The sequence below is a fragment of the Streptomyces lacaronensis genome, assembly GCF_047337785.1.
In the GTDB taxonomy this organism is placed as follows: Bacteria; Actinomycetota; Actinomycetes; order Streptomycetales; family Streptomycetaceae; genus Streptomyces; species Streptomyces lycopersici.
In genome coordinates this window covers 464,174-489,612 of sequence record NZ_JBLHDK010000003.1, presented here as the reverse complement: position 1 = coordinate 489,612, position 25,439 = coordinate 464,174, and the positions used below count along the sequence as shown (strand labels likewise).

30 protein-coding genes and 3 pseudogenes are annotated in these 25,439 nt (G+C 70.9%); 12 read left to right on the top strand and 21 right to left on the bottom strand.

Going from position 1 to position 25,439, the window contains the following annotated elements; all coding sequences use genetic code 11:
• Positions 1-264: 264 nt before the first annotated feature.
• Positions 265-916, bottom strand: a pseudogene (locus ACMTAK_RS03210) (site-specific integrase); the annotation flags it as partial.
• Positions 917-1,132: 216 nt separating this feature from the next.
• Between ACMTAK_RS03210 and ACMTAK_RS03205 the strand changes: the two are divergent.
• Both ACMTAK_RS03205 and ACMTAK_RS03200 read left to right on the top strand, forming a co-directional pair.
• The gene (locus tag ACMTAK_RS03205) at positions 1,133-2,044 is read left to right on the top strand and encodes a phosphotransferase family protein (protein WP_413804716.1); all 912 of its coding nucleotides are present in this window, start codon (positions 1,133-1,135) and stop codon (positions 2,042-2,044) included.
• Between the two features lie 983 nt (positions 2,045-3,027).
• Positions 3,028-3,441 (top strand): hypothetical protein, encoded by a 414-nt coding sequence (locus tag ACMTAK_RS03200; RefSeq protein ID WP_413804715.1) that lies wholly within the window; start codon positions 3,028-3,030, stop codon positions 3,439-3,441.
• On the opposite strand, the gene ACMTAK_RS03195 is transcribed toward ACMTAK_RS03200, so the two are convergent.
• The gene (locus ACMTAK_RS03195; RefSeq protein ID WP_413804714.1) at positions 3,417-4,685 is read right to left on the bottom strand and encodes a GTP-binding protein; all 1,269 of its coding nucleotides are present in this window, start codon (positions 4,683-4,685) and stop codon (positions 3,417-3,419) included. The genes ACMTAK_RS03200 and ACMTAK_RS03195 overlap by 25 nt on opposite strands.
• Positions 4,686-4,692: 7 nt before the next feature.
• On the bottom strand, positions 4,693-4,863 hold the full coding sequence (gene rpmF, locus ACMTAK_RS03190; RefSeq protein WP_413804713.1) for a 50S ribosomal protein L32: 171 nt from the start codon (positions 4,861-4,863) through the stop codon (positions 4,693-4,695).
• Positions 4,864-5,487: 624 nt separating this feature from the next.
• Here rpmF and ACMTAK_RS03185 point away from each other — a divergent pair.
• Positions 5,488-6,255 carry a GTP-binding protein gene (locus tag ACMTAK_RS03185; RefSeq protein ID WP_413804712.1) on the top strand — a complete coding sequence of 256 codons (768 nt, stop codon included), beginning with the start codon at positions 5,488-5,490 and terminating at the stop codon, positions 6,253-6,255.
• A 128-nt stretch (positions 6,256-6,383) separates the two neighbouring features.
• On the opposite strand, the gene ACMTAK_RS03180 is transcribed toward ACMTAK_RS03185, so the two are convergent.
• From ACMTAK_RS03180 to rpmB, 6 genes are all read right to left on the bottom strand, one after another.
• A complete protein-coding gene (locus tag ACMTAK_RS03180) occupies positions 6,384-7,103 on the bottom strand; it encodes an ATP-binding cassette domain-containing protein (RefSeq protein ID WP_413804711.1) in 720 nt (239 codons plus the stop codon).
• Entirely contained in the window at positions 7,100-8,110 is a 1,011-nt protein-coding gene (locus ACMTAK_RS03175) for an ABC transporter ATP-binding protein (protein WP_413804710.1), read from the bottom strand. The genes ACMTAK_RS03180 and ACMTAK_RS03175 overlap by 4 nt, the downstream gene beginning before the upstream one ends.
• A 61-nt stretch (positions 8,111-8,171) precedes the next feature.
• On the bottom strand, positions 8,172-9,908 hold the full coding sequence (locus tag ACMTAK_RS03170; RefSeq protein ID WP_413804709.1) for an ABC transporter permease subunit: 1,737 nt from the start codon (positions 9,906-9,908) through the stop codon (positions 8,172-8,174).
• A complete protein-coding gene (locus ACMTAK_RS03165) occupies positions 9,905-11,374 on the bottom strand; it encodes an ABC transporter substrate-binding protein (protein WP_413804708.1) in 1,470 nt (489 codons plus the stop codon). Before ACMTAK_RS03165 ends, ACMTAK_RS03170 begins: the two co-directional genes overlap by 4 nt.
• Before the next feature lie 191 nt (positions 11,375-11,565).
• Positions 11,566-11,871 carry a 30S ribosomal protein S14 gene (gene rpsN / locus ACMTAK_RS03160; protein ID WP_413804707.1) on the bottom strand — a complete coding sequence of 102 codons (306 nt, stop codon included), beginning with the start codon at positions 11,869-11,871 and terminating at the stop codon, positions 11,566-11,568.
• Positions 11,871-12,107 (bottom strand): 50S ribosomal protein L28, encoded by a 237-nt coding sequence (gene rpmB, locus ACMTAK_RS03155; protein ID WP_413804706.1) that lies wholly within the window; start codon positions 12,105-12,107, stop codon positions 11,871-11,873. Before rpmB ends, rpsN begins: the two co-directional genes overlap by 1 nt.
• Positions 12,108-12,196: 89 nt before the next feature.
• On the opposite strand from rpmB, the gene rpmG reads away from it, so the two are divergent.
• The 4 genes from rpmG to rpsR are packed head-to-tail and all read left to right on the top strand — an operon-like array spanning position 12,197 to position 14,067.
• A complete protein-coding gene (rpmG, locus tag ACMTAK_RS03150) occupies positions 12,197-12,361 on the top strand; it encodes a 50S ribosomal protein L33 (RefSeq protein ID WP_037951410.1) in 165 nt (54 codons plus the stop codon).
• Between the two features lie 5 nt (positions 12,362-12,366).
• Positions 12,367-12,624: a type B 50S ribosomal protein L31 gene (locus ACMTAK_RS03145; protein WP_413804705.1), complete on the top strand. Its 258-nt coding sequence runs from the start codon at positions 12,367-12,369 to the stop codon at positions 12,622-12,624.
• Positions 12,621-13,787: a GTP-binding protein gene (locus tag ACMTAK_RS03140; protein WP_413804704.1), complete on the top strand. Its 1,167-nt coding sequence runs from the start codon at positions 12,621-12,623 to the stop codon at positions 13,785-13,787. The genes ACMTAK_RS03145 and ACMTAK_RS03140 overlap by 4 nt, the downstream gene beginning before the upstream one ends.
• Positions 13,788-13,821: 34 nt before the next feature.
• Positions 13,822-14,067: a 30S ribosomal protein S18 gene (gene rpsR, locus ACMTAK_RS03135; protein ID WP_413804703.1), complete on the top strand. Its 246-nt coding sequence runs from the start codon at positions 13,822-13,824 to the stop codon at positions 14,065-14,067.
• A 565-nt stretch (positions 14,068-14,632) separates the two neighbouring features.
• On the opposite strand, the gene ACMTAK_RS03130 is transcribed toward rpsR, so the two are convergent.
• The 6 genes and pseudogenes from ACMTAK_RS03130 to ACMTAK_RS03105 all read right to left on the bottom strand — a co-directional run bounded on the left by ACMTAK_RS03130 (position 14,633) and on the right by ACMTAK_RS03105 (position 16,935).
• Positions 14,633-14,992, bottom strand: coding sequence for an ArsR/SmtB family transcription factor (locus ACMTAK_RS03130; RefSeq protein WP_413804702.1), 360 nt, complete (start codon positions 14,990-14,992; stop codon positions 14,633-14,635).
• Positions 14,979-15,416, bottom strand: a complete 438-nt coding sequence (locus ACMTAK_RS03125; protein WP_413804701.1) for a (2Fe-2S) ferredoxin domain-containing protein — start codon at positions 15,414-15,416, stop codon at positions 14,979-14,981. The genes ACMTAK_RS03130 and ACMTAK_RS03125 overlap by 14 nt, the downstream gene beginning before the upstream one ends.
• Positions 15,413-16,114 (bottom strand): WD40 repeat domain-containing protein, encoded by a 702-nt coding sequence (locus tag ACMTAK_RS03120; RefSeq protein ID WP_413804700.1) that lies wholly within the window; start codon positions 16,112-16,114, stop codon positions 15,413-15,415. The genes ACMTAK_RS03125 and ACMTAK_RS03120 overlap by 4 nt, the downstream gene beginning before the upstream one ends.
• A 64-nt stretch (positions 16,115-16,178) precedes the next feature.
• Positions 16,179-16,256, bottom strand: a pseudogene (locus tag ACMTAK_RS03115) (hypothetical protein); the annotation flags it as partial.
• Positions 16,253-16,525 carry a hypothetical protein gene (locus tag ACMTAK_RS03110; protein WP_413804699.1) on the bottom strand — a complete coding sequence of 91 codons (273 nt, stop codon included), beginning with the start codon at positions 16,523-16,525 and terminating at the stop codon, positions 16,253-16,255. The pseudogene ACMTAK_RS03115 and the gene ACMTAK_RS03110, both read right to left, overlap by 4 nt.
• Complete coding sequence (locus ACMTAK_RS03105; RefSeq protein WP_413804698.1) at positions 16,477-16,935, bottom strand: Fur family transcriptional regulator; 459 nt, start codon at positions 16,933-16,935, stop codon at positions 16,477-16,479. The genes ACMTAK_RS03110 and ACMTAK_RS03105 overlap by 49 nt, the downstream gene beginning before the upstream one ends.
• Before the next feature lie 171 nt (positions 16,936-17,106).
• Here ACMTAK_RS03105 and ACMTAK_RS03100 point away from each other — a divergent pair.
• Positions 17,107-17,583, top strand: a pseudogene (locus ACMTAK_RS03100) (permease); the annotation flags it as partial.
• 262 nt (positions 17,584-17,845) lie between these two features.
• Here ACMTAK_RS03100 and ACMTAK_RS03095 read toward each other — a convergent pair.
• Together ACMTAK_RS03095 and ACMTAK_RS03090 are read right to left on the bottom strand one after the other, a co-directional pair.
• Positions 17,846-18,238 (bottom strand): SCO5389 family protein, encoded by a 393-nt coding sequence (locus tag ACMTAK_RS03095; protein ID WP_413804697.1) that lies wholly within the window; start codon positions 18,236-18,238, stop codon positions 17,846-17,848.
• Between the two features lie 51 nt (positions 18,239-18,289).
• The gene (locus ACMTAK_RS03090) at positions 18,290-19,273 is read right to left on the bottom strand and encodes an ATP-binding protein (protein WP_413804696.1); all 984 of its coding nucleotides are present in this window, start codon (positions 19,271-19,273) and stop codon (positions 18,290-18,292) included.
• A 245-nt stretch (positions 19,274-19,518) separates the two neighbouring features.
• Between ACMTAK_RS03090 and ACMTAK_RS03085 the strand changes: the two genes are divergently transcribed.
• The 4 genes from ACMTAK_RS03085 to ACMTAK_RS03070 are packed head-to-tail and all read left to right on the top strand — an operon-like array spanning position 19,519 to position 23,183.
• Complete coding sequence (locus tag ACMTAK_RS03085; protein WP_413804695.1) at positions 19,519-20,487, top strand: metal ABC transporter solute-binding protein, Zn/Mn family; 969 nt, start codon at positions 19,519-19,521, stop codon at positions 20,485-20,487.
• 14 nt (positions 20,488-20,501) lie between these two features.
• Positions 20,502-21,407, top strand: coding sequence for a metal ABC transporter ATP-binding protein (locus ACMTAK_RS03080; RefSeq protein WP_413812785.1), 906 nt, complete (start codon positions 20,502-20,504; stop codon positions 21,405-21,407).
• Entirely contained in the window at positions 21,382-22,308 is a 927-nt protein-coding gene (locus ACMTAK_RS03075) for a metal ABC transporter permease (protein ID WP_413804694.1), read from the top strand. The genes ACMTAK_RS03080 and ACMTAK_RS03075 overlap by 26 nt, the downstream gene beginning before the upstream one ends.
• The gene (locus ACMTAK_RS03070) at positions 22,305-23,183 is read left to right on the top strand and encodes a metal ABC transporter permease (protein WP_413804693.1); all 879 of its coding nucleotides are present in this window, start codon (positions 22,305-22,307) and stop codon (positions 23,181-23,183) included. Before ACMTAK_RS03075 ends, ACMTAK_RS03070 begins: the two co-directional genes overlap by 4 nt.
• 21 nt (positions 23,184-23,204) lie before the next feature.
• Here the strand turns inward: ACMTAK_RS03070 and ACMTAK_RS03065 are convergent, their stop codons facing one another.
• From ACMTAK_RS03065 to ACMTAK_RS03050, 4 genes are all read right to left on the bottom strand, one after another.
• On the bottom strand, positions 23,205-23,534 hold the full coding sequence (locus ACMTAK_RS03065; RefSeq protein WP_413812784.1) for a hypothetical protein: 330 nt from the start codon (positions 23,532-23,534) through the stop codon (positions 23,205-23,207).
• A gap of 441 nt (positions 23,535-23,975) precedes the next feature.
• On the bottom strand, positions 23,976-24,272 hold the full coding sequence (locus ACMTAK_RS03060) for a hypothetical protein (RefSeq protein ID WP_211831398.1): 297 nt from the start codon (positions 24,270-24,272) through the stop codon (positions 23,976-23,978).
• Positions 24,269-24,640, bottom strand: a complete 372-nt coding sequence (locus ACMTAK_RS03055) for a hypothetical protein (protein ID WP_413804692.1) — start codon at positions 24,638-24,640, stop codon at positions 24,269-24,271. The genes ACMTAK_RS03060 and ACMTAK_RS03055 overlap by 4 nt, the downstream gene beginning before the upstream one ends.
• Positions 24,637-25,044: a hypothetical protein gene (locus ACMTAK_RS03050; RefSeq protein WP_413804691.1), complete on the bottom strand. Its 408-nt coding sequence runs from the start codon at positions 25,042-25,044 to the stop codon at positions 24,637-24,639. Before ACMTAK_RS03050 ends, ACMTAK_RS03055 begins: the two co-directional genes overlap by 4 nt.
• Between the last annotated feature and the right edge of the window lie 395 nt (positions 25,045-25,439).

The window sequence follows — 25,439 nt, the reverse complement described above, 5'->3', positions numbered from 1 at the left end:
CTTCACATCGGTGCCGGTGGCCATGAGCCCGGTGTCGATCGCCCGGTCCCACAGCCGCATGACCCGCTCGATCTCGGCCTGCGGGAACGGCGGAGCCGTCCGCGGCCGGGTCCCGGGCTGCGGCGGGCGTCGCGCACCGCGCGCTTCTTCTTGACCCGCCCCATCGGGGGCCTCCTCGCTCGTCGGCCCCCGGCTGGCCAACGAGCCGCCACGGTGCCGGATACGCCCTGCCACCCGGAGGGCGCCGCCCCGCCGCCTGTGGTGTCAGCGGCGCGCGTCGCCGGGCGCAAGGAGATCGGTCAGCTCCGAGATCGCCTCGGGCGACGGCTTGAAGCAGCGGAGGGCCAGGGCCGGTGTCCGGGCACATGTCGCGGGGGCTGACGACCTTCCCCAGGCCGGGGCGGCGGTGAGTGACGAACACCGGGCCGCGGGTGCGGCCGCGCAGCAGGCGGGGCAGGAGCCGGGCGGTGCCGGCATCCCAGTAGACGGTCTCCAGCACGAAGTCCTCGCGCGCCTGCCCGCGGCGGCGGGCCTTGTTCCGGGCACCCTTGGCCTTGACCGGGCAGCGGTGCGCGGCCAGGTCCAGTTCCTCGATGTTCACGCCGAGGATCTCCTCCGACCGCCCGGCGGTCTCGTAGAGCATCCGCCACAGCGTCTTCTCCCGCAGGTGGACCTCGCGCCGGGCGATGAGCCGGTCCACGGCCATCTTCGGGCGGGCCGGGGTCTCGGAGTCCGGCACCGCCAGCCGCTTCGTCCAGGCCGGGACCGCCGGGCCGTCGTAGCCGTACTCCTCGCACCAGCCCAGCCAGGACAGCACCGCCACCCGGCGGGCGCTCCAGGTGTTGACCGCCGCGGTGCCCCACAGCAGTTCCAGGGCCTCGCCGATCTCATCGTCCGCGACCGACCCGAGTGGGCGCCTCAGCCGGCAGGCCAGGGTGGATGCGCTGGTGCTGGTCGTGCTCGGGGCGGTGAAGGCCGTGGTGGTCTCGGACCCGCTCGGCTCGCGTCTGACGGAGCAGCACGGCCATCGCATCCAATAAAACTTTCGCGCGTGCCGTCGTCCGGATGATGAGGTGGCACGGTGACCAACCACGATGACGCGGCGGCTGTCCGACCGTTGACCCTGGCTTGGGTGAGCCGGCACCTCGAGGTCGGCGAGTGGATCGTCAGGACCGAGGCATTGCACGGCGGCATCACCGCCGAAATGCGGCGGCTGACCGTCGGCACGCCGGACGGAGGCACCCGCGACCTGGTGCTGCGGAGCTTCGTCGACCCGTTCTACGTGGGGCACGCCGAGGACTGGCTGAACAGGGAGGCCGGCGCCCTGACCCTGCTCATGGGGACCGGTGTACCGGCTCCTGGAATGGTCGCGGTTGATCCGACCGCCGCGTATTGCGAGTATCCGTCGCTCCTGATGACCCATCTGGCGGGCCGGACGGTCCTCGACGATGAGGGATTGGAGACGCGCGTTCCTCTGCTGGCCCGTCAACTCGTGGCGATCCACGCGGTGCGACCCGCCGTGCGGCCCCGGGGGTACGTGGCGTTGACGACCGCCGACACCGTCGTCGTTCCGAAGGGTGCCGACGCGGCGGTATGGGCCGCCGCGATCGACGTGATCCGCAAGCCCGCACCGCCCTATGAGGGGCGGTTCCTGCACCGGGACTTCCAACCCGGCAACGTGCTGTTCGACGTGCCGTCCCCAAGCCCGGCAGGTGCCCGGATCACCGGCGTCGTCGACTGGGCGGCGACCTCCTGGGGCCCGGCGGATCTCGATGTGGCGCACTGCTCCACCCATCTCGCGCTGCTGCACGGCCCGGCGTGGGGTCTGCGGTTCGCTGAGGCGTATGAGGAGGCCGGCGGCGTGCTGGCCGCGGCGGCGAGCGAGCGGCTGTACTGGCGGGTGCGGGACGGGCTGGCGTGCTCAGAAGAAGTGCGGTTGGTGGCGCGGCCATGGCGGGAGGCAGGGCGGACAGAGCTGACGACGCGAGCGGTGGGGGAGCGGCTGGATGCCTATGTCACCGCCGTGATGGACGCGTTGGGCTGAGTCAAAGCGGTCCGGGGCGCGGCCCCGACCTCATCGTTCATCGCTCAACCAAGTGGGCCGGGCAGACCCTGGGGAATTCCGGGCATCCCCATTACGGCCGTCACCACGGCCGCGCTCACCGACGTCGGCAACCAGCCGCTGACGTTCGCGCCGCACGACTTCCGCAGGCTGTTCATCACCGATGCGATCCGCGCCGGGCTGCCTCCACACATCGCCGCCGCGATCTGCGGCCACCAGGTTCTCGACACCACGATGGGATATGCGGCGATCTACTCCGACGACGTCATCGCCCACCACCGGCCTTCATCGCACGCCGCAGAGCCGAATGCCACGGCCAGGAGTACCGCAGCCTCTGGAAGCCCACTTACGCAGCGTGACACCCGCAGAGCCATTCCTGCTCGACGTGCCCGGATGGTTCGGCAACTCGTAGCCTCGGGCCGACACGCCCGGAAGTCGCAGCGCCTCAAGATTTCTTCCGGCCACCCTGCGTGAAGTGGCCATCTCAGTGCGCAGATACGGGACCGCCAAGATCAGTTCCGGTTAAGCAGGCGTGTTCGCGCTTGCAGGGGGTTCCGTAGGGGCGGCCGCAGGTGTCCAGGGAGACCTTGCGCAGCTCGAAGTACTGCTGGAAGTCGCGCGCCCGGCCGGATCCAGCCGGGGCCTGGTAAAGGATCACCGAACCGGCAGTTCGCCCGTGAGACTTCACGGAGAGAGGCGTCGTCTGCCCTTCCCACGTGCACCCAACCAGTGATGCGTGCAGCACTTAACCGGTGCCGCTGGAACAAGGCGTCGGCCTGCCCCGGCCGCCTTCTCCCTCACCGAAGAAGTCCGCCGCGGTAAACCCCGCACAAAAAACTTCCAATTCACATTGTTTGCAGCAGGTTGGCCGAATACCGGCCCCGACTCATTCCCCTTTCCCTGTTAATGTCGGCGACGCAATTCCTGACCCGATAATCAATACTTGTGAACTCTCGGGAGAATCCATGAAGGGGACCAAGCGGGGCGCGGCGATCGTCGGCGCCCTCCTGCTCGGAGGACTCACCGTCGGCGCGGCCCCGGCCGGTGCATCGCAGGCGCCGCGCGCCGCGGCCGCCTATGACACCCACTGGCAGTTGGCCTACGACTATGAGGCCGATTGCAAGGCCGCTCTGGAAAAGCATGTGGCGCAGGGCCACATCATCAAGCAGACCTGCCATCTCGACACGTTCCGGCAGTACATCTTCGCCTGGCAGGAGCCGGCCGGACGGGGCAATCACCTCCACACGCAAAGCAACTACTCGATGGAAAGCTGTCTGGACGGCCAGCGCGGCTATGCCGAGGACCACGACATCGACAAGCCGTGTGCATACAACCCCGTCACCTTCAAGTTCGACTACGTCTGGTCCGAGCGGGGCTGACAAGGCGGCGGCGAGGCCGGCGTCCGGGGCACCGGTAGGGGTTCGGCCTCGTGTGGACCGTGCTCGTGGTCACACGTCTCGTCGAGGCCGTGGGTCTCCCAGGCGGGGAACGGGTCGTGCCAGGCCGACCAGCCCTGGGTGCCCAGCGCGTGTTCATGGTCGGTGAGCAGGCATGCGGACAGTGCCTTGTGCAGGGCGGCGGGGCGCAGGCCGGTGCCGATGAAGACGAGTTCCTGGCCGCGCGCGGCGGCTTCCTCGCCCTCGCTGTGGCCGTCGCGCGCTCCGGAGGGCTCGAATCGGGCGACGGCGCCGGCCTGCGACCACAGTCCGGTCACTCGGGGGCGGGTGGCCAGCCAGAAGAAGCCCTTGGAGCGCAGGACGCTGCCGTAGGCCCCGGTGTCCAGGTCGGCGGTGACGAAGTCCCACAGCCGGGCGGGGTGGAAGGGCCGGGTGGCGCGGAAGACGGTGCTGGAGATGCCGTACTCCTCGGTCTCCGGTACGTGGTCGCCGTTGAGTTCCCTCACCCAGCCGGGGGCCTGCTGGGCGCGTTCGAGGTCGAAGCGGCCGGTGCCGAGCACGTCTGCGGGGGCGACGCGGCCGTGTGTGGCGGGTAGGAGACGGGCGGCGGGGTTGAGCCGGGACAGCGCCGCCGCCAGCCGTTCGGCCGTCTCGGGGGTGACCAGGTCGAGCTTGTTGAGGACGATGACGTCGGCGAACTCGACCTGGTCCATGAGGAGATCGCTGACGGTGCGCTCGTCGTCCTCGTACTGGTCCAGGCCCCGCTCGACCAACTCGTCACCCCCGGTCAGCTCCGGCAGGAAGTTCGCGGCGTCGACGACGGTGACCATGGTGTCGAGGCGCGCGACCTCGCCGAGCGTGGCCCCGTCGTCGCGGGGGAAGGCGAACGTCGCGGCGACGGGCATGGGTTCGGAGATGCCGCTGGACTCGATGAGGAGATAGTCGAATCGCCCCTCCCTCCCGAGCCGGTCCACCTCCTCGAGCAGGTCGTCGCGCAGGGTGCAGCAGATGCAGCCATTCGTCATCTCGACCAGGCGCTCTTCGGTACGGGAGAGGGCCGCGTCGCCGTCGCGGACGAGTGCGGCGTCGATGTTCACCTCGCTCATGTCGTTGACGATGACCGCGACCCGCAGTCCGTCGCGGTTGTTGAGGAGGTGGTTGAGAAGGGTGGTCTTGCCGGATCCCAGGAAACCCGACAGGACCGTCACCGGAAGCTGGTCGGCCATGGCGCGGTCAGTCCTCGGGGCGCAGCAGACCGCGCCGGTAGGCGGGGACCAGCTGTCGCGGCACCCGGTGTTCGCGCCCGTCGATGGTGATCGTCGCCAGCTCCGGTGCTGTCGCCTTCCACTGCGCGCGGCGGTGGCGGGTGTTGCTCCGGGACATCTTCCGCTTGGGCACGGCCATGACGTACGGGTCCTTTCCTGCTCGGTGTTGTCCCCGCAACCGTATATGAAAATGGGTACCGTTTCCATGTAGGTGTGTTGGTTGTTGTGAGGCCGTCGTTCAGGAGGAGAAGTGCCGTTGGTGATGTCGCGGGTACGCAGGACCGCTTATGCGCTCGTCACCGCCATCGGACGGAGGCCGGAGTGAGGGATGGGGGACGGGTCCGCGGCTTGCTGGGTGTGGTGTCCGGCAACACCCCCGAAGCGCGAGGTCGCGTCCTGGACCTGCTGCGCCGCGCCTCGCCCGGCGCGCTGGTGCTCGCTGTCTCGGTCCACGGAGACGAGGCGGGGCGGTACCCCGTCGTGCAGCGGTTCGCCATGGGCGGTGACGAACGGCAGCTGGCTTCGTTGTCCCAAGCGGCCACGGGCGACCCGGCGGTCATCATCCGCCAGGATCTGAGTGCCATTGCCCAGGCCGCCACCTGCCCGCATGTCGTGCTTGCGCTCCCTGGCAACGTTGACCCCTGCCGTTTCTGGCCGAGCTGTGGCGGACCCCGCTGGGCAGGACTCCGCTGTCGGACCACTACGATTTCGCGCCCTCGCCGTCGGCGTTGACCCCGGCCGGCTGCCGAGTGACCTGCGCTGTGTGCACCGCGCCGCGCACATCTTCGGTGACCACCCGCACGCCGTAGCCCTTACGCTCGCCGAGGCCGCCGCCCGACAAGTCGAGGCCGCGCAGGTGATGGTCCTGCGGGAGGGAGGAGCGGAGGACGACGGCCGCCTTGAAGGCTCCCGCGCCCTGCTCGACCATCTCAACCCGTCCGCGCTGGTCCTTCTCGATACGGAAGCTCGCGACAGCACCTCGCTGACGCCTTTGACACGGCCCGATTCCGGGTGGGCCGCGGCTGGACCGGCCGACCGGCTCGATGTCATCGCCCCCGCCATACGCCGTCGTGGCATCAGCCACGGCGTGGCCTCGGTGCTGTGCCGGTCCGGGCGCCCGCTGTACCCCCAGCGGCTGGCGGAAACCCTGCCCCGGATCATGCCCGCGGTGGTACGCAGCCGAGGGCACCTGTGGGTGGCCACCCACCCGGACACGGTTGTCTCCTGGCGGTCGACCGGTCGCCATCTCGAACTGCGGCAGGCGGGGAAGTGGTTGGAGGACGGCGATACGGGCGCGTGGCGCGCCGCGTCGCCCGAGCGGCGAACCCTGGCCTCGTGGCACTGGGATGACCACTACGGCGAGCGTCGCAACGAGATCGTGTTCATCGGAGCGGAACTGGACGAGGACCGGCTGCGGGCCGCGCTGGACACCGCCGTACTTGACGACCGTGAACTGGCACTCGGCGCCGCCCACTGGACTTGCCTGCCCGATCCGCTGCTCGGCACCGCGGCACAGAAGCCGGAGGGTTGAACGGTAAGTGGCCGGGGCCGTGCGGCAGTGCGTGCGGCGGCAAACTGGCCACCCACCTTCGGCGCCGGCTGGAGATGAGGAGGGCGGCTGAGCGCGAGGGCCGCCGCCGCCCCCGCTGCGGGACAAAGCTAGGCAGGAGGGCCGCCGAGCGCGGTGAGGCTCAGCTCGCGTGCGGGGCGGGTCTCGACGATCCGGCCCCGGCGCATGACCGCGACACGATGTGCGATGTGGCGTACAAGTGCGAGGTCGTGGCAGATGAACAGATACGCCAGCCCGCGGTCCTCCTGGAGGGCAGTGAGCAGGTTCAGCACCCCGGCGCGCACCGACGGGTCGAGTGCCGAGACCGGCTCGTCCAGGACCAGCAGGCGTGGCTCGCCCGCGAGCGCCCGCGCGATTCCGACGCGCTGGCATTGCCCCCCGGATAGTTCGTGCGGCAGCCGGCCGCCCAGCGAGACGTCGAGGCCCACCGTCTCCATCAGCTCCTCGATCCGGCCGGGTGCCGATGACCTCCCTTGGACACGTAGAGGTTCGGCGATCGCGTCGCGGACCTTCAGGCGTGGACTGAGCGAGCCGTAGGGGTCCTGGAATACCGGCTGGAACCGTGGCCGCAGCGGACGTAGCTCCCGCTCCGGCAGGCCGGTGAGCTCCCGTCCCTCGAAACGTACGCTCCCACCTTCCGGGCGGCGTAGCGCCAGCGTGGCCAGAGCGGTGGAGGATTTGCCGCAGCCCGACGCACCGACCAGGCCGAGTGTCTCGCCCGCGTGGATCTCGAAGGAGACCTTGTCGACGGCGGTGTGGCGGCCGTAGCGGACGACGAGGTCGGTCACCTTCAGCAGTGGGTCGGTCATGCTGGCGCCTTCCGTGAGAAGAGTTCGGTCGCCGGTATGGGGAGATCCATCGAGCTGTGGCACGCGGCCAGTTGCCCTGGCTCCCCGGCCTCGGTCAGCGCGGGCTCACGGCCGTCGCACTTTTGCCCGGCCAGCGGGCAGCGCGGTGCGAAGGCGCAGCCGCGCGGAAGGTCGGTCGGCGAAGGCGGTGCCCCGTCGATCGATGGCAGCCACCGGTCCGCCATGTCCGCCTCGATGGGTGGAAGGGAGGCGATCAGGCCGGCGGTGTACGGGGCTCGGGGTGCGCGGAACACCGGTTCCACCGGGCCCGATTCCACGGCCCGACCCGCGTACATCACCAGGACCCGGTCCGCGTGCCGTGCGACGATCCGCAGGTCATGGGTGATCAGCACCAGCGCCGCGCCGGTGGCCTCGCGTGCTGTCGCCAGGACGTTCAGAATCTGGGCCTCGATCGCCGGGTCCAGCGCGGTCGTCGGCTCGTCGGCGATGATCACCTCCGGCTCGTTCACCATCGCCATCGCGATCACCGCACGCTGTCGCATCCCGCCCGAGAACTCGTGCGGATACGCCCGTGCCCGCCGCGCGGCGTCCGCGATGCCCACGCGGTCCAGGGCCGCCACGGCTCGGGACCGGGCCTCCTTGCGGGAGGTCTTCGCGACGGACCGCACGGCTGCGGCGATCTGGTCGCCGATCGTGTGCACCGGGCTGAGCACGGTCAGCGCGTCCTGCGGCACGAACGCCATCCGGCGGCCCCACACGTCCGCGCGGGGTTTCGCGATGAGTTCGCGCCCGCGCAGCCGCACGCTGCCGGTGACGTGGGCCCCGGATGGCGGCATCCCGAGGACCGCCCGCGCGGTCAGGGATTTTCCGGCTCCCGACTCCCCGATGAGCGCGAGGACTTCGCCTTCGTCCACCTCGAACGACAACCCCCACACGGCGGGTATGACGTGGCCCCTGTCCCTCAGGGTCACACGAAGGTCGCGTACGGAGAGGACTGGTTCGGGCATGGGATGTCTCCTTTGAGGCGGAGGGTGCGGATCGGATACGTACGCGGGGCGGGCAGCGACCTCACGGGCCGGTGTTCCGGCGCGTGCGCAGGCCGGCGGTCGAGAGGGAGACCGCCAGCCCGGCCAGCAGGGCGAGGGCCAGCGCGGGGGCGAGGGCGGCCCAGGGGGCCCGCTCCACGTACAGCCGTGACTCGTCGAGCATGAGGCCCCATTCGGGTGCGGGCGGCTGGGCGCCGAGCCCCAGGAAGCCGAGCGAGGCCAGCGCGAGCGCGATGCCGGGCAGCCGCAGCACCGCGTGGCGGGCGACCGGCCCGGCGACCGTGGGGAGGATGTGCCGGGTGAGGATCCACAAAGGCCGTGCGCCGATGGCCCGTTGGGCGGTCAGATAGGCCGTCGCGCGCGTCTCCACCACCAGCGCCGCCGCATGCGCGGCGAGTGGCGGCCAGGAGACGAGGGCGACGGCGATCGATGCCCCCGCCGTGCCGGGACCGAGGACGGCGGCGACGAGGATGCCGACGACGACCGGGGGTAGGGCATTGGCGATATCGGCGGCGCCGGTCGAGACGTTCGGCAGGAAGCCGAAGGCCAGGGCGAAGAGATACGAGACCACGCACACGGCGATGGCCACGCCGACCGTCGCGGCGGCGCCGTGTCCCAGCCGGGCCAGGACGTCGCGGCCCAGTGCGTCCGTGCCGAGCGGATGGGCGAACGAGGGCACGGCCAGGCGCCCGGCTGTGTCCAGACGGAACGGATCGCCGAGCAGCCCCCAGCCGATGGCGGCCGTCAGGACGGCCGCGAACAGCACTGGCACCGCCCGGCGCAGCCGTGTCGGCTGGGGCGCGGCGGGGGCGGGAAGGGACAGTGCCGCGTCCTTCATCCCCGGCCCGAGCAGCCGACCGCGGACGAGATGGGCCAGCGCGCCCGCCGCCAGCCCGAGCGCGAGCAGGAAGAGTACGGTGCCCTGAAGCAGCGGCAGGTCCTGGGACTTGGCGGCGCCGAGGGCGGTGCGCCCCAGCCCCGGCACGGCGAAGACGGTCTCGACCGCGACGGCGCCACCCGTGAGGCCGACCGCCACCAGACCGAGCTGCGGCACCAGTGCGGGCATGGCCCTCCGCAGCGCCGCGCAGGCGATGCGTCCCCCCGTGACACCCGAGGCCCGCCACAACCCCGCCCACCGCTCACTGAAGGCGGCGGGCAGCGCGTCGTCGAGGAGCCGTCCGACGATGCCACCCGCCGGGACACCCATGGCGAGAGCGGGCAGCACCATGTGCGCGGGTCCCTGCCACCCGGAGGTCGGAAGCCAGTCGCACCACACCCCGAGCGCGATCAGCAGCACGGTCGCCAGCAGGAATTCGGGCACGGCCGCCAGCATCGCGGCCACCGCGCCACCACCGCCGCGTGCGGTGCCCCGCGCACCCCGTACCAGCGCCGGAGCACACAGGCTGGTGGCGATCAGCAGCGCCACCAGCAGTGACGCGCCCATCAGCGCAAGGGAGACGCCGAGCCCGGAAAGCACCGACGGCAGTACATCGGTGCCGGAGACCCAGGACCGTCCGAGGTCGCCGCGCACCACCCCGCCCGCCCAGTCGCCGAGCAGAGCCGGCGCCCCGGCGTCCAGCCCGAGATCCCGCCGCACATCCGCCAACGCCTCGTGTGTCGGCTCCTGTTCGGCGGACCGGGCGCGCAGCACGGTGAGCGCCGGGTCCCGGCCGGAGAGCCACGGCAGCAGCCCGACGCCGGCGGTGACGGCGGCCAGCACCGCCACCCGGGTCAGCCCGACCCGTAGAGCGGCGCTCACTTGACGTAGGTATCGACGGTGACCAGCTCACGCTCGCGCGGGTCCTTGGCGGAGCCCACGACGTCCACCGCATCCCCCTGGATGACCCGCTCGTGCAGCATGGGGATCGCGGCGTCGGTGTTGAGGATCGCCGCCCGCCGGGCATCGCCGGACGCGGTGGCCTCGGCCTTCCGCACCGCCTTGTCGACCGTTTCGTCGCGGAGCTGGGCGATATTGAAGGAGCCGTCCTCGGCGAAGTCGCTGTGCAGATACGCGGCCGGGTCACCGGAGTCCAGCACCGTCGCACGGGAGAGGACGAAGGCGTCGAACCTCCCCGCCAGGGCATCGGATTCGATGTTGGCGTACTCGCGCACCTCCAGCTTCACCCTGAAGCCCGCGTCCTTGAGCTGCTGCTGCAGCACGGCGGCGACCTCGGGCAGTTCAGCGCGATCGGTGAAGGTCCCGATGGTGAGGGACCGGCCGTCCGGGTTATCGGCCTTGACGGTCTTCGTACGGCCCTCCCGCCCCTCGGCAGCCCAGGGCAACGCCGGCCCCAGCAGCCCCCGCGCGACATCGGCGCGGCCCTCGTAGACGCCCTTCACCAGCGCCTTGGCGTCCATGGCCCGGCGGGCGGCGGCGCGCAGCGCCGGGTCGCGGAACGGGCCTCGCTCGGTGTTGAGGTACAGGGTGTTGGTACGCGGCATGGGGACTTCGCTGATCTGGTCCTGGTCCAGCAGTGCCGCCTGGGAGACGGGTACGGCTTCGACGATGTCGGCCTCGCCGCTGCGCAGGGCGGCGGCCCGGGCGGCGCCGTCGGGCACGAAGGTGACGTCGATACCAGCGGCCTTGGCCTTGCCGCCCCAGTAGTCCGGGTTCTGATCGAGAGTGGCCGAAGTAGTGCCGTTTACCCTCTTCAGGACGAAGGCGCCGGTGCCGGCGCTGACCGGGTTGACCGTCTTCCCCCGGTACGCCTTGGCGGCGAGGATCGACAGCTGCGGAGAGGACAGCCGCTGCGGGACGAGCGGGTCCGCGTCAGCGGTGGTGACGGTGCCGGCGCTGCCACCGCTCGCCTTCACCGTCATAGCGACCCCGTCCAGGATGCGCGGCTTGGGCGCGGCCTTGGCGGCGGTGTTCAAGGACCACGCGACGGCCTGGGCGGTGAGTGCCGTCCCGTCGTGGAATTCCACGCCCTGACGGAGGGTGAAGGTCCAGGTCTTCTCTCCGCTCTGCCGCCACTTTGTGGCGAGGGCCGGTTGCGCGTCGCCGTCCTTGTCGAGGGTGGCCAGGGTCTCGGCGGTGCTCCAGCGCGACGGCTTGAACGCATCGTCGCTGAGCGGGGACAGACCGGAGCGCGGCGGCTGCGTCATCGCGACGCGGATGCGCTTGCCCTCGGCGGCCGAGGGCGCGCTGGAGGCGAAGCAGCCGGTGAGCAGAAGCGAGGAAGCCACGGATATCGCGGCGTTGGGCAGCGCCTTGGGCAGGTTCACAGGAGTCTTCCTGATGGCGGCGAGCCGGGAATTTACCTGCCCTTGGCCGTAGCACACGATAAACCAAATTGGCTTGCCGGGCAGGCTGTCGACGCGAGTGCGAACGCGGGCGCGGCGGGGGCCGCGGTGCGGACGCTCCGGGCCGGAATGTGGCATGTGGCGTCCGCCCGCGTCCGGTGGCCCGGCGAGGGTTACCAGCTGCTCTTGGTCACCCCGGGGAGTTCGCCCGCGTGGGCCATTTCGCGCAGCCGGATGCGGGACAGTCCGAAGGCGCGCAGATGGCCGCGGGGGCGGCCGTCGATGGAGTCGCGGTTGCGTACGCGGGTGGCGCTGGCGTCGCGGGGCTGGCGGCGCAGCTCCCGCTGGGCGTCGAGCCGTTCCTCCGCCGAGGTCCGAGGGTCGGCGATGACCGCCTTCAGCTCGGCGCGGCGCTTGGCGTAGCGGGCCACGACAAGGCGCCGCTTCTCGTTCTTGGCGATCTTGCTCTTCTTGGCCATCAGACCTTTCCTCCCCGGGCGCGGATGCGGGCCACGGCGGCCTCGATGCCGATGGTGTCGACGGTCTTGACGGCCTTGGTGCTGAGGGTGAGCCGGATGTGGCGGCCCTCGCTGGGCAGCCAGTAGCGCTTGCGCTGGACGTTGGGGTCGAACCGGCGCTTGGTGCGGCGGTGGGAGTGCGAGATGTGGTGCCCGAAGCCGGGCTGGCGGCCGGTGAGTTGGCAGTGGGCGGACATGGGTTCTCCGTTCGGTCGTGTGGTGTGGATGTCGCGGCAGCGTAGCAGCTAGATGAAAATGAAAACCACTTCGGTGTATGCTGCGGTTCATGGCACGCAATGAACTACGCCCGATCATCAAGCTGAGGTCCACCGCGGGCACCGGCTACACGTATGTGACCCGCAAGAGCCGGCGGAACGACCCCGACCGGCTGACCCTGCGCAAGTACGACCCGGTCGTCGGCCGCCATGTCGACTTCCGTGAGGAGCGCTGACCGCTATGAAGCCCGGTATCCACCCCGCGTACCGGCCCGTCGTCTTCCGTGACCGGGCCGCCGACTTCGCCTTCCTCACCCGTTCCACCGCCACCAGTGACCAGACGGTCGAGTGGCGGGACGGCAACACCTATCCGGTCATCGACGTCGAGATCTCCTCGGCCAGCCACCCCTTCTACACCGGCAACCAGCGCGTGGTGGACACCGCGGGCCGCGTCGAGCGGTTCGAGCGGCGCTACGGACGGATGCGGAGGGACCGGTGACCGCGGACGGGAACCGGCTGGCCGTGGCGGTCGTGGGCGGACTGCACGCCGACGCCCGCCGCGCCGCCGTCGAGGAGATCCTGCGCACGGTGCCCGGCTCGGTGGCGCTGCACCACGATCTGTCCGCCGCCACCGACCGCGCGGTGCGCCGCACCGTGCGCGACGCCTCCGGGCCGCTCGGCGAGGGCGAGGCGCCGCTGGTGAACGACTGCGCCTGCTGTGCGCTGCGTGAGGACATCGTCCCCGAACTGCTGCGTCTGGCCACGGGCGGTGGGCACCGGCTCGCCGTCGTGGAGCTGTGGGACTCGGTCGAGCCCCAGGCCATGGCCGCCGTCATCGCGGGCGAGGGCGCGCCGCTGGAGCTGACCGGGGTGGCCACCGCGGTCGATCCGGCCTTGGTGGTGCCGTACCTGGCCAACGGCGACGACCTGGCCGACGTCGGTCTCGCCGCGGCCCCGACCGACCGGCGCACCATCGCGGACACCTTTGCCCGGCAGTTGGAGTACCCCACCGTGCTCGCCGTGGCCGAGGACACCACATGTGAGGAGCCCGCGGACGATGGCGACCACGCGTTGCTCACCCAACTGACCCCGGGCGCACGGAAGATGCGGCTGGGCGAGGGGGCCTTGGGGCCCGCGCTCCTTCAGGGTTTCGACATCGCGGCGGCGGCCGCCCGGCAGCATCCGGCGTGCGCGCTGCTGCCGCAGGAGGGCGATGAGCACGGCGTGGCCACGCTCGTCTGGCGGCGCGAGCGGCCCTTCCACCCGGGGCGGCTCTACGAAGCGCTGGAGGATCTGACCTGTGCCGCGGCCCGCAGCCGAGGCCGTTTCTGGCTGGCGGACCGGGGGGACACCCTGCTGTCGTGGGACGCGGCGGGCGGGGCGCTGTGCGTGGAGTCGGCCGGGCCGTGGCTGGCCGCGCTGCCGGACGCGGCCTGGGAGATGGTGCCGGCCGAGCGGCGGGTGGCCGCCGCGCTGGACTGGCACCCCGACCATGGCGACCGCTGTCAGCACCTGACCTTCACCTCGCCCGGTCTCGACCGCGACGGGCTGCTGGCGCTGCTCGACTCGTGTCTGCTGACCGACGCCGAGTACGCGGCCGGGCCGGAGGCCTGGAGCCGGCTGCCGCACGCCTTCGACGAACTGCTCGACCCGGTCGCCTGACGGCGCCTCACGCTCATACGGACAGGACTCGCTCATGGCCCGCCGCACCACCATCACCGACCGTCGGGGAGCCAAGCGCCCCCGCGTCAACCCGCTCGACGCCGCCGGCGTCACCTACGTCGACTACAAGAACACCGACCTCCTGCGAAAGTTCATCTCCGACCGCGGCAAGATACGCAGCCGCCGGGTGACCCATGTGACACGACAGCAGCAGCGCCAGATCGCCCGCGCCATCAAGAACGCGCGCGAGATGGCCCTGCTTCCCTACGGCTCCCGTTAGCTGTCCGATTGCGTCGACCGGACTTCGCCTCAGTTGCCCACGGAGGAGCCTTATGCCGCATGGCCCGGACGACCACCCGAACCGCCCCTTCACTCTTGTCATCTGCGGGAGCTGTCGTGGGGGATCCGACGGCGATGAGGTGATGGAGAGCATGCGCAAGGCTGTCCAAGGCTCTTCGCACGGGGTCCTCGCTTCCACCGGATGTCTCGGCAAGCTCCTGGACTGCCGTCGTCGCCACGGGCTGTACGCTGCCGTCCAGCCGTGTGCGGTGGATCGCAGGCCCAGCGGACCCGTGGCGCGGCTGGGGCCAGTCGTCACCGTAGCCGACGCCGAGGCGCTGAGCACGTGGCTACGGAGGGGGATGCCGGACGATGGCACCCTTCCTGACCGGCTGCGTGCGGTCCCTTCTCCAGCGGGAGCCGCCCACCTCAACTGACGGCCTCATATGCCTGGCAAGGGCGCATTCTCCACGCCGAAGCGGGGCCCGACGGTTGTGCCGTCGGGCCCCGTTCCGGGCGTCGGCCTCTACGGCAGCGTGGTGGCCGTGTACGGCGCGGGTCGGATGTCAGGGTGTGTCGCGGATGCCGAGGCGTAGGTGTTCGATGTGGCGGACGGCCTGGTCGAGGAATTGGGCCACGTGGTCGTCATAGAGGCGATAGACGATGCGGCGGCCGTCGCGGCGCTCGGTGACCAGACCGAGGGTGCGCAGGAGACGGAGTTGATGGGATACGGCGGACTGCCCCATGCCGACCTCGGTGGCCAGTTCGGTGACAGAGTGGGGCGATTGCCGCAGGACCGTGAGGATCAACAGCCGCGACGGGGTGGCCAGGGCCTGGAGCGTAGTGGCCACGGACGCTGCCGTGACGTCGTCGAGGCGGGCGGTCGCGAGGATGTCGCGACCGCCCCTGGCCTCATCGGCGTGCACGTCCGCGTCCGCGGCCGCGGGCCCGTGTCCGGGCTTCTCCCGGTGGGCGGATGAACTGCAGCTCGAGCGTGGCCGACGGCTGGGCCAGGCCCGGACCGCCGGCGGCCGCCCAACGGAGGAGGTCGTCCATGCAGTCGTCGTCGTTGGCCCAACCGATCCAGGTCGTCCGGCCGCCCTTCGCACGCCCGGCTGCGGCGGGCTGAACCACGATGACGTTGGCCTGGTCGCACGGGCCGAGGTAGTCCGTCGTGTGGACGGCGAGCCGACCACCGGAGTCGGCGACAGCGGCGCGTAGCCGGTCGAGTTGCCACTGATGGTCGACATGGGGTTGCTTGCGTGGGTTGCCACAGCAGCAGCCACGGCAGACGACCAGAGTGCACGGCCGGTCGCGGGCGGCCCCCACGGTGGCCACGCGCGGGCTCACAGTGCGGTCCGGGAAGGCAGCCGGCGGACCCGTATCCGGCCGTCCCAGTACGCACAGATCAGCAGCTCGGGGCCGGCCCAGGTCAGAGCGGTGACGGCCGTATCGCCGTCCAGGGTGCGGGCGGGGGAGGGCCGGGATTCGGGCCGCCCCGCCGAGGCCCGCCACAGCGCGACCGTGCCGTCGGCGCCACCGCTGGCGAGGTGACCGCCCCCGCCGGTCCGCCACGCCAGCGCGGTGATGGTCTCATGGCAGCGCAGGGAGCGGGGCGCGGTGCCGGCGGGGCCCTTGCCGGAGAAGTCCCAGACAGTCACGTCGGGGGCGCCGTCGGCGGCGAGCCAGAAGCCGGTGTCGTCGAAGGCGAGGCGGGAGACCTTCTCCGGGTAGCCGGACATGGTGAGTTCGCCGCCGTCGCGGGTGCGCCAGATGTGGATGGAGGCGTCCTGGTTGCCGCTGCAGATCCACCGTCCGGTGGGGGCGACGGCGAGCGCGAGGTGCGAGCCGATGTAGGGGTAGGTCATCACCGGCTTGGGGGTGTGCCGTTCGTGGCAGCGCACGGCCCCGTAGGCGGCGACGGCCAGCCGCCGCCCCTGGCGCAGCCAGGCGAGGTCGGTGACGGTGCTGGCAGCGGGCTCGGTGGCCCACCGTTCCTCGCCGTCCGGGGTGAGGACGAGGGCGTGGCGTCCGGTGGCGATCGCCACCCGCTCGTTGTCCGCCCACGCCGCTGTGGAGGACCAGGCGGATGCGGTTGAGCAGGGTCGTCTTGCCGGAGCCGAAGAAGCCGGTCAGTACGGTGACGCGGACGCGCTGGTCGCGGGGCTCGTCGGACGTTTGGTTGGTCATTCGGACTCCTTCGGGTCATGGGCGAGCAAGGCGGCCCGCAGGTCGTCCTCGGTGATCTCTTCGGCGGTGGTGTGCAGGGTCCAGCGGCGGGCCCGGCCGGTCATGGGAAGGACGGCGATGACCGTCTCCAGGGGTGGGCAGCCAGGTACGGCGCAGGCGAGTTGCCGGATGACGACGGCTGTGTCCTCGTCGAGTCCGAGCAGGCGCCGTACGGACTGCCTCAGCCGGCGCAGCTGTGGGCTCGGCCCCGGACGGGCTCCCAGTGGCATGGCGGCGGTTCTCCTTCGTCGGTGGCGGGTTGACAGTCGCCGCAGATGCCGGTGAGTTCGACGGTGTGCTCCACCGCGGCGAATCCGGTGTCCGCTCCGACCCGGTCGGCCCACTGCTCCACGATCTCGGAGTCCACCGGACGACTGCGGCCGCAGCAGCGGCAGATCAGGTAGTGACGGTGTCCGTCGGCGGGCCGCGGGCGGTAGAGCCGCTCTCCCGCCCCGTCGCGTACGACGTCGACGCCACCCGCAGCCTCCAGATCCCTCAGGGCCCGGTAGACCGTGGTCAGCCCGATCGGAACGTGGGCCGCGGTCAGCAGTGCGTGCAATTCCTGCGCGGAGACGAAGTCCTGGCAGCCGGTGAGGACGCGCAGGACGGCGGTTCGCTGCCGGGTCCTGCGGTTGCTCACGGCGGATCACCTCACTGGCGCTCGGCGGGAAGCGGTATATATAAGATAGGTGAAAATGAAATCCATGTCCATGTGAACGCCCCTTCATGCGTGATGGTGTGTCTGCCTTCCATCCGCCGCCGCTAAGGTGCGCCCGGACGCCGCCGTGACGAAAGCCGTATGGAGACACGAATGGACAGTGATGTCGATATAGCGCCGCAGCATGTGAGCGGCGGCAGCGGCCGGACGCTGTCGCGGCGCCCCGACGGAGTGGACGGGGCCGATGAGGCCGGTGGAGTGCGCACGGCGGCGCGCGTCGCCATTCACGCGCTGATCGCTGGGCTTCCGGTGGTAGTGCTCGGCGTCGTCGCGATCATGCTGGGGCCGACCATCACCGCCGCGCTGGACGACCGTGCAGTGGCGGCGTGGCGCGCGGTGTTCACCGCGATCGTCGTCCAGGGCGTGCCGTTTCTGCTGCTGGGCACGGTGGTGTCGGCCGCCATCAGCGCGTTCGTACCGGCGTGGGTGTTCACCCGGGTGCTTCCGCGCAACCCGGCGCTCGCCGTACCGGTGGCCGGTGCCGCCGGGGTGGTGCCGCCGGGGTGTGAGTGCGCTTCGGTTCCGGTGGCCGGCAGTCTGATGCGGCGCGGGGTGGCCCCGGCGGCGGCTGCGCAAGTGCGCAAGGCGCGGGTGCACGGGCCCGCCGCTCCACCCGCCGACACCTGGGTGACGGTCACCGGCACCTGGCACCCCACCGGAAAGCTGGGCACCGACGACGCCAGCCCGGCCCCCGACGTCTCCACCGTCGAACGCGTTCCCGCGCCCAAGGACCCGTACCACGATGTGGTGGTCACCCCGGACGGTCGCTGAAGCGGCGGCGGCGTACTTGAGCCCCAGGCCGGCGGCCTGGGGCTCAAGCACGCCGCGCGGCTTAGCAGTCGCGGAACTCGGGTGACTGGTTGAGGATCTGGGAGCGCGTGGAGGTGAACTTCGCATAGATGGTGCCACTTTCGGTCCCGGGCCGAAACGCGGCCACCCGGTGGCAGTTCATGAAGGCCAGGGTGATGCCGAAGTGACGTTCGAGGCTGCCGCGGATGGCGTTGCTGGCCAGGGCCCGTAGCAGCTGTCCGCGTTCGGCCTCCGACGGTGGCGGGGTCTGGTTGTCGGCGAACTCGGCGTCACCGTCGCGGAGCTTGTCCGCCAGACCGGCGATGAGGTTGTAGGCGTACGGAAGCGACTCGCGGACGGTGGCGACGAAGTCCCGCTCCTGGATCTCGCCCTGTTCGGCCTGGGCGAGGAGCTCCGGTGCGACGTTCAGTGACATGGGATGCGGTGTCCTAACGGCTGGGTTGCGGATGTGGATGGGCGGGGGTGTTCAGCTCGATGCCGTGGGGGCGGCGATGAGTGTCTCGGACAGGGCAGCCGGTCCGTGCTGGAAGTCGGGGTCGACCTGGGTGCTCAGGTCCTGGCCGGTGGCGCGGTCGGCCCAGGCGCGGGCGTTGCGCAGATGGAACTCGACCGCTTGCCTCTGGAAGGTCTCCCAGTCCTTGGTGCGGCCGTCCACCGCGCGGCGCAACTCCTCCAGCGCCAGGCGGTGCTCGGGTTCCAGTTCCCCCGTGTGGCGGCCCTGCTCGCGGGCGCGGACCCAGTCGGAGTGGCCGAAGCAGGCCAGCAGGTCGTCGCCGATGTGCTCTTTGAGGAAGAGCCGGTCGTCCTCGCCGGTCACCTTGTTGCCGACCACGGCGAGCGGCACGCCGAACTCGGCGGCGTGGTCCTTGTACTGGCGGTAGACGGACACCCCCTTGCGCGTGGGCTCGGCCACCAGAAAGGTCATGTCGAACCGGGTGAACAGCCCGGAGGCGAAGGAGTCCGCGCCGGCGGTCATGTCGACCACGACGTACTCGCCGGGGCCGTCCACGAGGTGGTTCAGATACAGCTCGACGGCGCCGAGCTTGGAGTGGTAGCACGCGACACCGAGGTCCTCCTCGGTGAACACGCCGGTGGTCATCAGCCGGACTCCCGCGACGTCCCGGACGTGGCGGGCGTGCACCGGGTCGGGTCCCAGCGGCCGCAGCAGGCGGGAGCCACGTCCCGGGGGAGTGGTCTTGACCATGGCGTCGGCGGAGGCGATACGGGGATTGTCGCCGCGCAGATACTCCTTGATCCCGCCGAGGCGAGTGCTGAGCGGGACGACCTCGCGCAGTTCGTCCTCCTCCAGCCCCAGCGCCGCCCCCAGATGCTGGTTGATGTCGGCATCGATGGCGACGACGGGCGCGTTGGAGCGTGCCAGATGCCGGGCGAAGAGGGCGGACAGCGTGGTCTTGCCACTTCCGCCCTTGCCGACGAACGCGGTACGCATGGCTGCGCATCACCTCCAGGTGAATATGAATGTCATGTGCGAGCTCTGAAGACTTCCCGGATCGTGGCTTCGCTGTCAAGTCGCCGCTGAAGAAGGGGGGATGGGTTCGGAGTGCCGTTGCCTGTGTGGCGGGGCGGGGTCAAGTTCTGGCAATGATTCCCACCTCGGGTGGCGGCAAAGTGGTTCTGGAAATCATTTTCATCTAGCCTCGTGGCGTTCGTTCCGCCCTTGAGGAGTCCCCTGCCATGAGATCGGCCATAGCCCACCGCATACGTCCCCGCGCCCTCGCCGGGTGTGCCGCCGCCGTAGCCGTGCTCGCCGGCACCAGCGCCTGTTCCACCGCTTCCTCGGACACGTCCGATGGCTCCGCCTCAGGCAAGGCGGCGTCCGGCAAGGTGATCCAGATCGTGGCCGCGGAAAATTTCTGGGGCAGCATCGCGCAGCAGCTGGGCGGCAGCCACGTACACGTCACGAGCATCATCGACAACCCTGCCGCCGACCCGCACGACTACGAGCCGACCGCCGCCGACGGTCGCGCCGCCGCCACCGCCCGGTACACGATCGTCAACGGTATCGGCTACGACGCGTGGGCCGACAAGCTGCTCTCCGCCAACCCGGGCGGCGACCGCACCGAGCTGAAGATCGGTGACCTGGTCGGCGTCAAGCCGGGTGGCAACCCCCACCGCTGGTATGCCCCGGCTGACGTCCACAAGGTGATCGAGAAGATCACCGCCGACTACAAGAAGATCGACCCGGACCACGCCGCCTTCTACGACGCGCGGAAGAAGACCTATCTGGACACCAGTCTGGCCCCCTACAGCCGGTTGGTGTCCGGCATCAAGTCCACTTACGCGGGCACGTCCGTCGGCGCTTCCGAGTCCATCGTCGCGCCACTCGCCCAGGGCCTGGGCCTGAAGATGGCCACCCCCGAGTCGTTCCTCGACGCCATCAGCGAGGGCACCGACCCCACCGCGAAGGACAAGACCGCCATCGATCAGCAGATCAAGAACAAGAAGATCAAGATCTACGTCTACAACAGCCAGAACTCCACCCCGGATGTGCGAGCCCAGGTCAAGGAGGCCAAGGCGGCCGGTATCCCGGTGGCCGCGGTCACCGAGACCCCCACCCCGGCGGGTGCCTCGTTCCAGGACTGGCAGGTCCGCCAGCTGAAGGGCATCCAGAAGGCCCTGGCCGAGGCGACGGGCAAGAAGTAAGGACGGTGGGAACGATGGCCCGGATACGGGAGGCGGTGCGGTACCGCGTACCGCCGCAAGCCACCACTGTCGGACGCCGCGAAGGCGGTGAGTGCGTCGTGTCCCTGCGCGGCGCGGCCGTACGGGTCGGCGGGCGTACCCTGTGGTCCGGCGTGGATCTGGGGGTCGGAGCGGGAGAGTTCACGGCCGTTCTCGGCCCGAACGGTGTCGGCAAGTCCACTCTGCTCAAGGTGATACTCGGGATCCTGCCGACCGCCGCGGGTGAGGCGCGGGTGCTGGGTGAGGCCCCCGGCCGGACCGGGCACCGGATCGGCTATCTGCCGCAGCGCCGCAACGTCGATCCGTCCCTGCGGATCCGCGGCATCGATGTGGTGCGCATGGGCCTGGACGGTGACCGCTGGGGCGTTCCGCTGCCCCTGCCCTCGCGGTTCAGCGCGCGGCGCCGGGCGGCTCGGGACCGTATCGCCGAGGTCATCGACCTGGTCGGGGCGAGTGCGTACGCCCATCGGCCGCTCGGGGATTGTTCCGGGGGTCAGCAGCAGCGGCTGCTGATCGCCCAGGCGCTCGTCCGCGGGCCCGAACTGCTGCTGGACGAGCCGTTGGACAGCCTGGACCTGTCCCACCAGGGTGCGGTGGCCGCGCGCCTCGGGCTAATCTGCCGTGCGGAGGGGGTCAGCGTGGTGATGGTCGCGCACGACGTCAACCCGATCCTTCCCTGGCTGGACCGGGTGCTGTACCTCGCCGAGGGCGGCGCTGCCGCAGGCCCGCCACAGCAGGTCATCACCACACAGACGCTCTCGCGGCTCTACGGCGCGCCGGTGGAGGTGCTGCGCGCGGGCGACGGGCGGCTGGTGGTCGTCGGAGGCGGGCACGGCACAGGGGAAGGGGGAGGCCATGGTCACCACCCTGAGCTTGACTGACGCCAACCCGGTCTGGTCCTGGAACCCGGTGACCGAGCTGCGGGCGATGTGGGCCTTCCCGTTCATGGTCAACGCCTTCCGGGCCGGCACTGTCGTCGCCGTCCTCGCGGGTGTCATCGGCTGGTACATGGTGCTGCGCCGGCAGAGCTTCGCCGGCCATACGCTCGCCCAGGTCAGCTTCCCGGGCGCGGCCTGCGCCACCCTGCTGGGCATCGCCCCGGTCGTCGGATACTTCGCCTTCTGCGTCGGCGCCGCCCTGGTCATCGCAGCCATCCCGCGAGCCGGGCAGGGCGGCAGCGGCCAGGAAGCGGCCCTGACCGGGACGGTCCAGGCGTTCGGGCTGGCCTGCGGATTCCTCTTCGTCGCGCTGTACAAGGGCTTCCTCGGCGGGATCAACTCCCTGCTGTTCGGCAGCTTCCTCGGCATCACCACCACTCAGGTGACCGTCCTGGCGGCAGTGGCGGCCGCGACACTGGCCACCCTGGCGGTGATCGCACGGCCGCTGCTGTTCGCCTCGGTCGATCCCGCTGTCGCCGCCGTACGCGGGGTTCCGGTACGCGTCCTGTCCGTGGTGTTCCTCGTCCTGCTCGGTACAGCAACCGCGGCGACCAGTCAGATCACCGGCACCCTGCTGGTCTTCGCCCTGTTGGTGATGCCCGCCGCCACCGCCCAGCAACTCACCGCCCGGCCCGCCACGGGACTGGCCGTCTCGGTGCTGGTGGGGCTCATTGTGACGTGGACCGGGCTGATCGCCGCGTATTACTCGCCGTACCCGATCGGGTTCTTCGTGACCACCTTCGCCTTGGGCGCCTACGCTTTGGCCCGGCTCACGCGCGTCCTCACACAGGTCCTCGCCCGGCGTGCCCCGGCGTCCGCCCGCCTCTCCGGGGGTGCGGTATGAGCGTGTTCACCGCGTTCGACCACCCGTACTTCACGCATGCGCTGCTGGCCGGAACGGGGATCGCCGCGGCGGCGGGTCTGGTGGGGTACTTCCTGGTGCTTCGCGCGCAGGTGTTCACCGGGGACGCGCTCGGCCACGTGGCGTTCACCGGAGGGCTGGCGGCGCTCGCGCTCGGCTACGACCTGCGGCTGGGACTGTTCGCCGCGACCGTGGTGTTCGCCGTGCTGATCGGCGCGCTCGGGAAACGGGGCCGCTCCGACGACGTGGCCATCGGCAGCGTCTTCGCCTGGATCCTGGGCCTGGGCGCCTTCTTCCTCACCCTTTACAGCACCCGCGGCGCCGCTCATGGCACCGCGGGGGTGAGCGTGTTGTTCGGCTCGATCTTCGGCCTGTCGGCGGGCCAGGCGGGAGTGGCGGCGCTGGTGGCCGCCGGGATCTGCGCGTTGGTGGCGCTGCTCGCCCGGCCGCTGCTGTTCGCCTCGGTCGACGAGGCGGTGGCCGCGGCGCGCGGTGTGCCCGTGCGGGCGCTGGGCCTGGCGTTCCTGGTTCTGGTGGGGGCCTGCGCCGCCCAAGCCACCCAGGCGGTCGGCTCCCTGCTGTTGCTCGGCCTGCTCGCTGCCCCCGCCGGAGCCGCCCACCGGCTGACCGCCCGCCCATACCACGCCCTGGCCTTGTCGGCCGGGCTGGCGGTGGCCGAGATGTGGGCCGGGCTGGGGCTGAGCTACGCCGCGCCGCGACTGCCGCCCAGCTTCGCCATCCTGGCCACCGCCACCGCCGTCTACCTCGCGACGTTCCTCACCGTGCGGCCCCGCCGGGGCCGCACGGTGACATCGCAGGGGTCGCGGGGCAATGTGCCGGGGCCGTCACGGCTGTGACCGGCACGCGGGCGGAAGCTGTCAGTGGTCGTCCCAGTGGTCCTGGTGCTGGGCGTGGCGGTGTCCGTCGTGGACGTAGTCCACATGGTCGCCGTGCGGGACCGCGACATGGCCGCAGCCCTCCCGGTGCTGGTGGTCGTGGCCTTCGTGGAGGGGGTCCGCGAGCTGGTGGTAGGTACCCCGCAGGGAGTCCTCGGCGAGGCAGTGCGGCGCCGTCGTGGAGACGACGGCGTGCGGCGGCCGGTCCAGGCCCAGTGCGTCGATCCATCCAGCCGCGCGGATGACCGTCTCGACGTACCGGGCCGCGTCGGCGTGGCGGGTGCGGTCGAGTTCCAGCCGCAGCGGGTCCATGTCCACCGCGACGACCTCCGCCTCGGGTAGCCGTCCGGCCAGCCGCGCGCTGAGCGAGGCTCGTTCCGGTCCACCAGCACAACGTTCAGCTCCGGGCGCCGTTCGGCGATCTCCGCGGCGCACTGGATGCCGTCAGTCCGCTGCCCGCGACCACCACCAGCCGCTCCTCACCCTTGCGGAGTCCGCCTTCCAGCAGGCGGCGGCTCGAGTCGTTTCACCCGGGGCAGCCTGCCAAGGGCAGATCGTACGTAGTTGCGTTTCGGAGTGGGCACTTGTCGGCACGGCGGCCTCATGGCGGGGAACGAGTATTTCGGCGTTCTGAGCCGCAGGGGACCGGTACAGCAGCAGAGCGAACCACGCGAAGATCCGTGTAGCGAGTGGGTAGATCGTCCGTACGGCTCCGCCCGCCAGGGCCTGCCGTCCTCGCGTACGCGAAAGAACCTACAAGTCGGCGAACGGGGGGCAGACGTATGTGACGGCGACAAGGAGCAGCCGGGGGAGCGGCAGGACCAGCATGAACCCGTCGTCCAGGACCGGCAGGCGCCGCACACCGCCTGCGGCTCCCGGCCTCGGACCGTCTCCGATGGCCGTGATGTCGATGCCCATCTCGGCCAGGTCCACCAGCTGCCCGGCAAGCCGCTCCACCTCCCCGACCACGCGTTCGGACAGCCCCTTCGCCACGTGCTCGTAGTCGGGCTCGTACTCCCAGCGCCATCCCTGTCCGGCGTCTTCGGTCACCCGGCGGTCCGCCCGTCGATCCCGGCCTCGGCCGCTGCCTCCGCGTGGATGGCCGCCACCTCGGCGGCGATGGCACGTCCCTCGGCCAGACTCTCCACCTGCCCCGCGCGGGCCTCCAGCTCGCTCAGTCGTGCCGCCCGCGCAGGAACGCGCTCGATCGCCACCGCGAGTGCCCACCGCCTCAGGAACCGGCGCATGGGGGCCGCGTCGACCTGGCTGCGGGCCGCCTCCACCGCCGCCGTCCGCTCGGCGTCGAACACAGCCACCTGGTTGGGCGCGATCTGCACCACAGCCGCGCGCAACTCCTCCGCCGTGGTATTGGGCTGCGGAATCAGGGCTTCGTGCCCGTCCGCTGCTGCTTCGCTCATGCCGCCACGCTTCCAGCGCTCCCGGCGGGAGCCGCGGTGATCCGCAACTCGACGCGCCCCTCGGCATACTCCCTCAGCAGCACCTCACACAGGAGTCCGAACCCGGGGTCGCCTCCTCGACGGGCCTGCTCCTGAATCTTCCACCTGGCCTCTGCCCTCTCGCACACGCTGTCATCGAGGTAGACGCGGCACCCGCCCCGCTCCACCGTGCCGAACGTGCTGCCGGCCGGCACGGGCGCGCCGAGCGACCCTTCGGCGTACGCGGCCAGGAGTGCCTCGAGGACCCGCGAGCGGGCTCGGGCCAGGCCGTTGCCCTCGGCGCGCTGCTTCACCCGCCGCTTCCACAGGTCCGTGTCCATCCAGACCAGGCGGCCAACGCGTGCCGTGCTGCCGGTGGCTCTCACGCTTCCTCCATCGGGGGCCGGTCACGATATATTCCGTCGAGACTAGACTTTCAAAGTCTAGCAATCAACGCTCCGGGAGTGTCAGGGTCTCCGATGCCGCGAGAAGTGGCCTCAAGGCGCGACCTGCCCACACCCGCAGGACATGGGGTTGAGGCGGGGCATGCGGGTGACCCCCTTGGGTGTCGCTTCGTCAGCCGCCTGGGTCTGCAGTTGTCCTTAACGCTGTGATCTGCGGTGATGCAGTGGCTGGAGGGGCAGCAGGCCGTAGCGGAACCGCGGTCAGGGGATGCTCAGGGGACGCGCGATTTCAGCCCCGGAGTGCGAGGGCCTGCGCGTCGGGGTCGATGACGGCGACCGCGTTGATGTGGTCTCTGCGGGCGGTGAGCGACGGCCAC

What these genes read in the sequence shown, in the direction of transcription:
- ACMTAK_RS03095 (WP_413804697.1), bottom strand. Translation starts at nt 18,238, where the DNA reads ATGTCACTGAACGTCGCACCGGAGCTCCTCGCCCAGGCCGAACAGGGC.
- ACMTAK_RS03070 (WP_413804693.1), top strand. Translation starts at nt 22,305, where the DNA reads ATGAGCGTGTTCACCGCGTTCGACCACCCGTACTTCACGCATGCGCTG.
- ACMTAK_RS03080 (WP_413812785.1), top strand. Translation starts at nt 20,502, where the DNA reads ATGGCCCGGATACGGGAGGCGGTGCGGTACCGCGTACCGCCGCAAGCC.
- ACMTAK_RS03065 (WP_413812784.1), bottom strand. Translation starts at nt 23,534, where the DNA reads ATGGACCCGCTGCGGCTGGAACTCGACCGCACCCGCCACGCCGACGCG.
- rpsN (WP_413804707.1), bottom strand. Translation starts at nt 11,871, where the DNA reads ATGGCCAAGAAGAGCAAGATCGCCAAGAACGAGAAGCGGCGCCTTGTC.
- ACMTAK_RS03145 (WP_413804705.1), top strand. Translation starts at nt 12,367, where the DNA reads ATGAAGCCCGGTATCCACCCCGCGTACCGGCCCGTCGTCTTCCGTGAC.
- ACMTAK_RS03175 (WP_413804710.1), bottom strand. Translation starts at nt 8,110, where the DNA reads ATGCCCGAACCAGTCCTCTCCGTACGCGACCTTCGTGTGACCCTGAGG.
- ACMTAK_RS03090 (WP_413804696.1), bottom strand. Translation starts at nt 19,273, where the DNA reads ATGCGTACCGCGTTCGTCGGCAAGGGCGGAAGTGGCAAGACCACGCTG.
- rpmB (WP_413804706.1), bottom strand. Translation starts at nt 12,107, where the DNA reads ATGTCCGCCCACTGCCAACTCACCGGCCGCCAGCCCGGCTTCGGGCAC.
- ACMTAK_RS03180 (WP_413804711.1), bottom strand. Translation starts at nt 7,103, where the DNA reads ATGACCGACCCACTGCTGAAGGTGACCGACCTCGTCGTCCGCTACGGC.
- rpmG (WP_037951410.1), top strand. Translation starts at nt 12,197, where the DNA reads ATGGCACGCAATGAACTACGCCCGATCATCAAGCTGAGGTCCACCGCG.
- rpmF (WP_413804713.1), bottom strand. Translation starts at nt 4,863, where the DNA reads ATGGCCGTGCCCAAGCGGAAGATGTCCCGGAGCAACACCCGCCACCGC.
- rpsR (WP_413804703.1), top strand. Translation starts at nt 13,822, where the DNA reads ATGGCCCGCCGCACCACCATCACCGACCGTCGGGGAGCCAAGCGCCCC.
- ACMTAK_RS03200 (WP_413804715.1), top strand. Translation starts at nt 3,028, where the DNA reads ATGAAGGGGACCAAGCGGGGCGCGGCGATCGTCGGCGCCCTCCTGCTC.
- ACMTAK_RS03110 (WP_413804699.1), bottom strand. Translation starts at nt 16,525, where the DNA reads ATGCCACTGGGAGCCCGTCCGGGGCCGAGCCCACAGCTGCGCCGGCTG.
- ACMTAK_RS03085 (WP_413804695.1), top strand. Translation starts at nt 19,519, where the DNA reads ATGAGATCGGCCATAGCCCACCGCATACGTCCCCGCGCCCTCGCCGGG.
- ACMTAK_RS03075 (WP_413804694.1), top strand. Translation starts at nt 21,382, where the DNA reads ATGGTCACCACCCTGAGCTTGACTGACGCCAACCCGGTCTGGTCCTGG.
- ACMTAK_RS03055 (WP_413804692.1), bottom strand. Translation starts at nt 24,640, where the DNA reads ATGAGCGAAGCAGCAGCGGACGGGCACGAAGCCCTGATTCCGCAGCCC.
- ACMTAK_RS03195 (WP_413804714.1), bottom strand. Translation starts at nt 4,685, where the DNA reads ATGGCCGACCAGCTTCCGGTGACGGTCCTGTCGGGTTTCCTGGGATCC.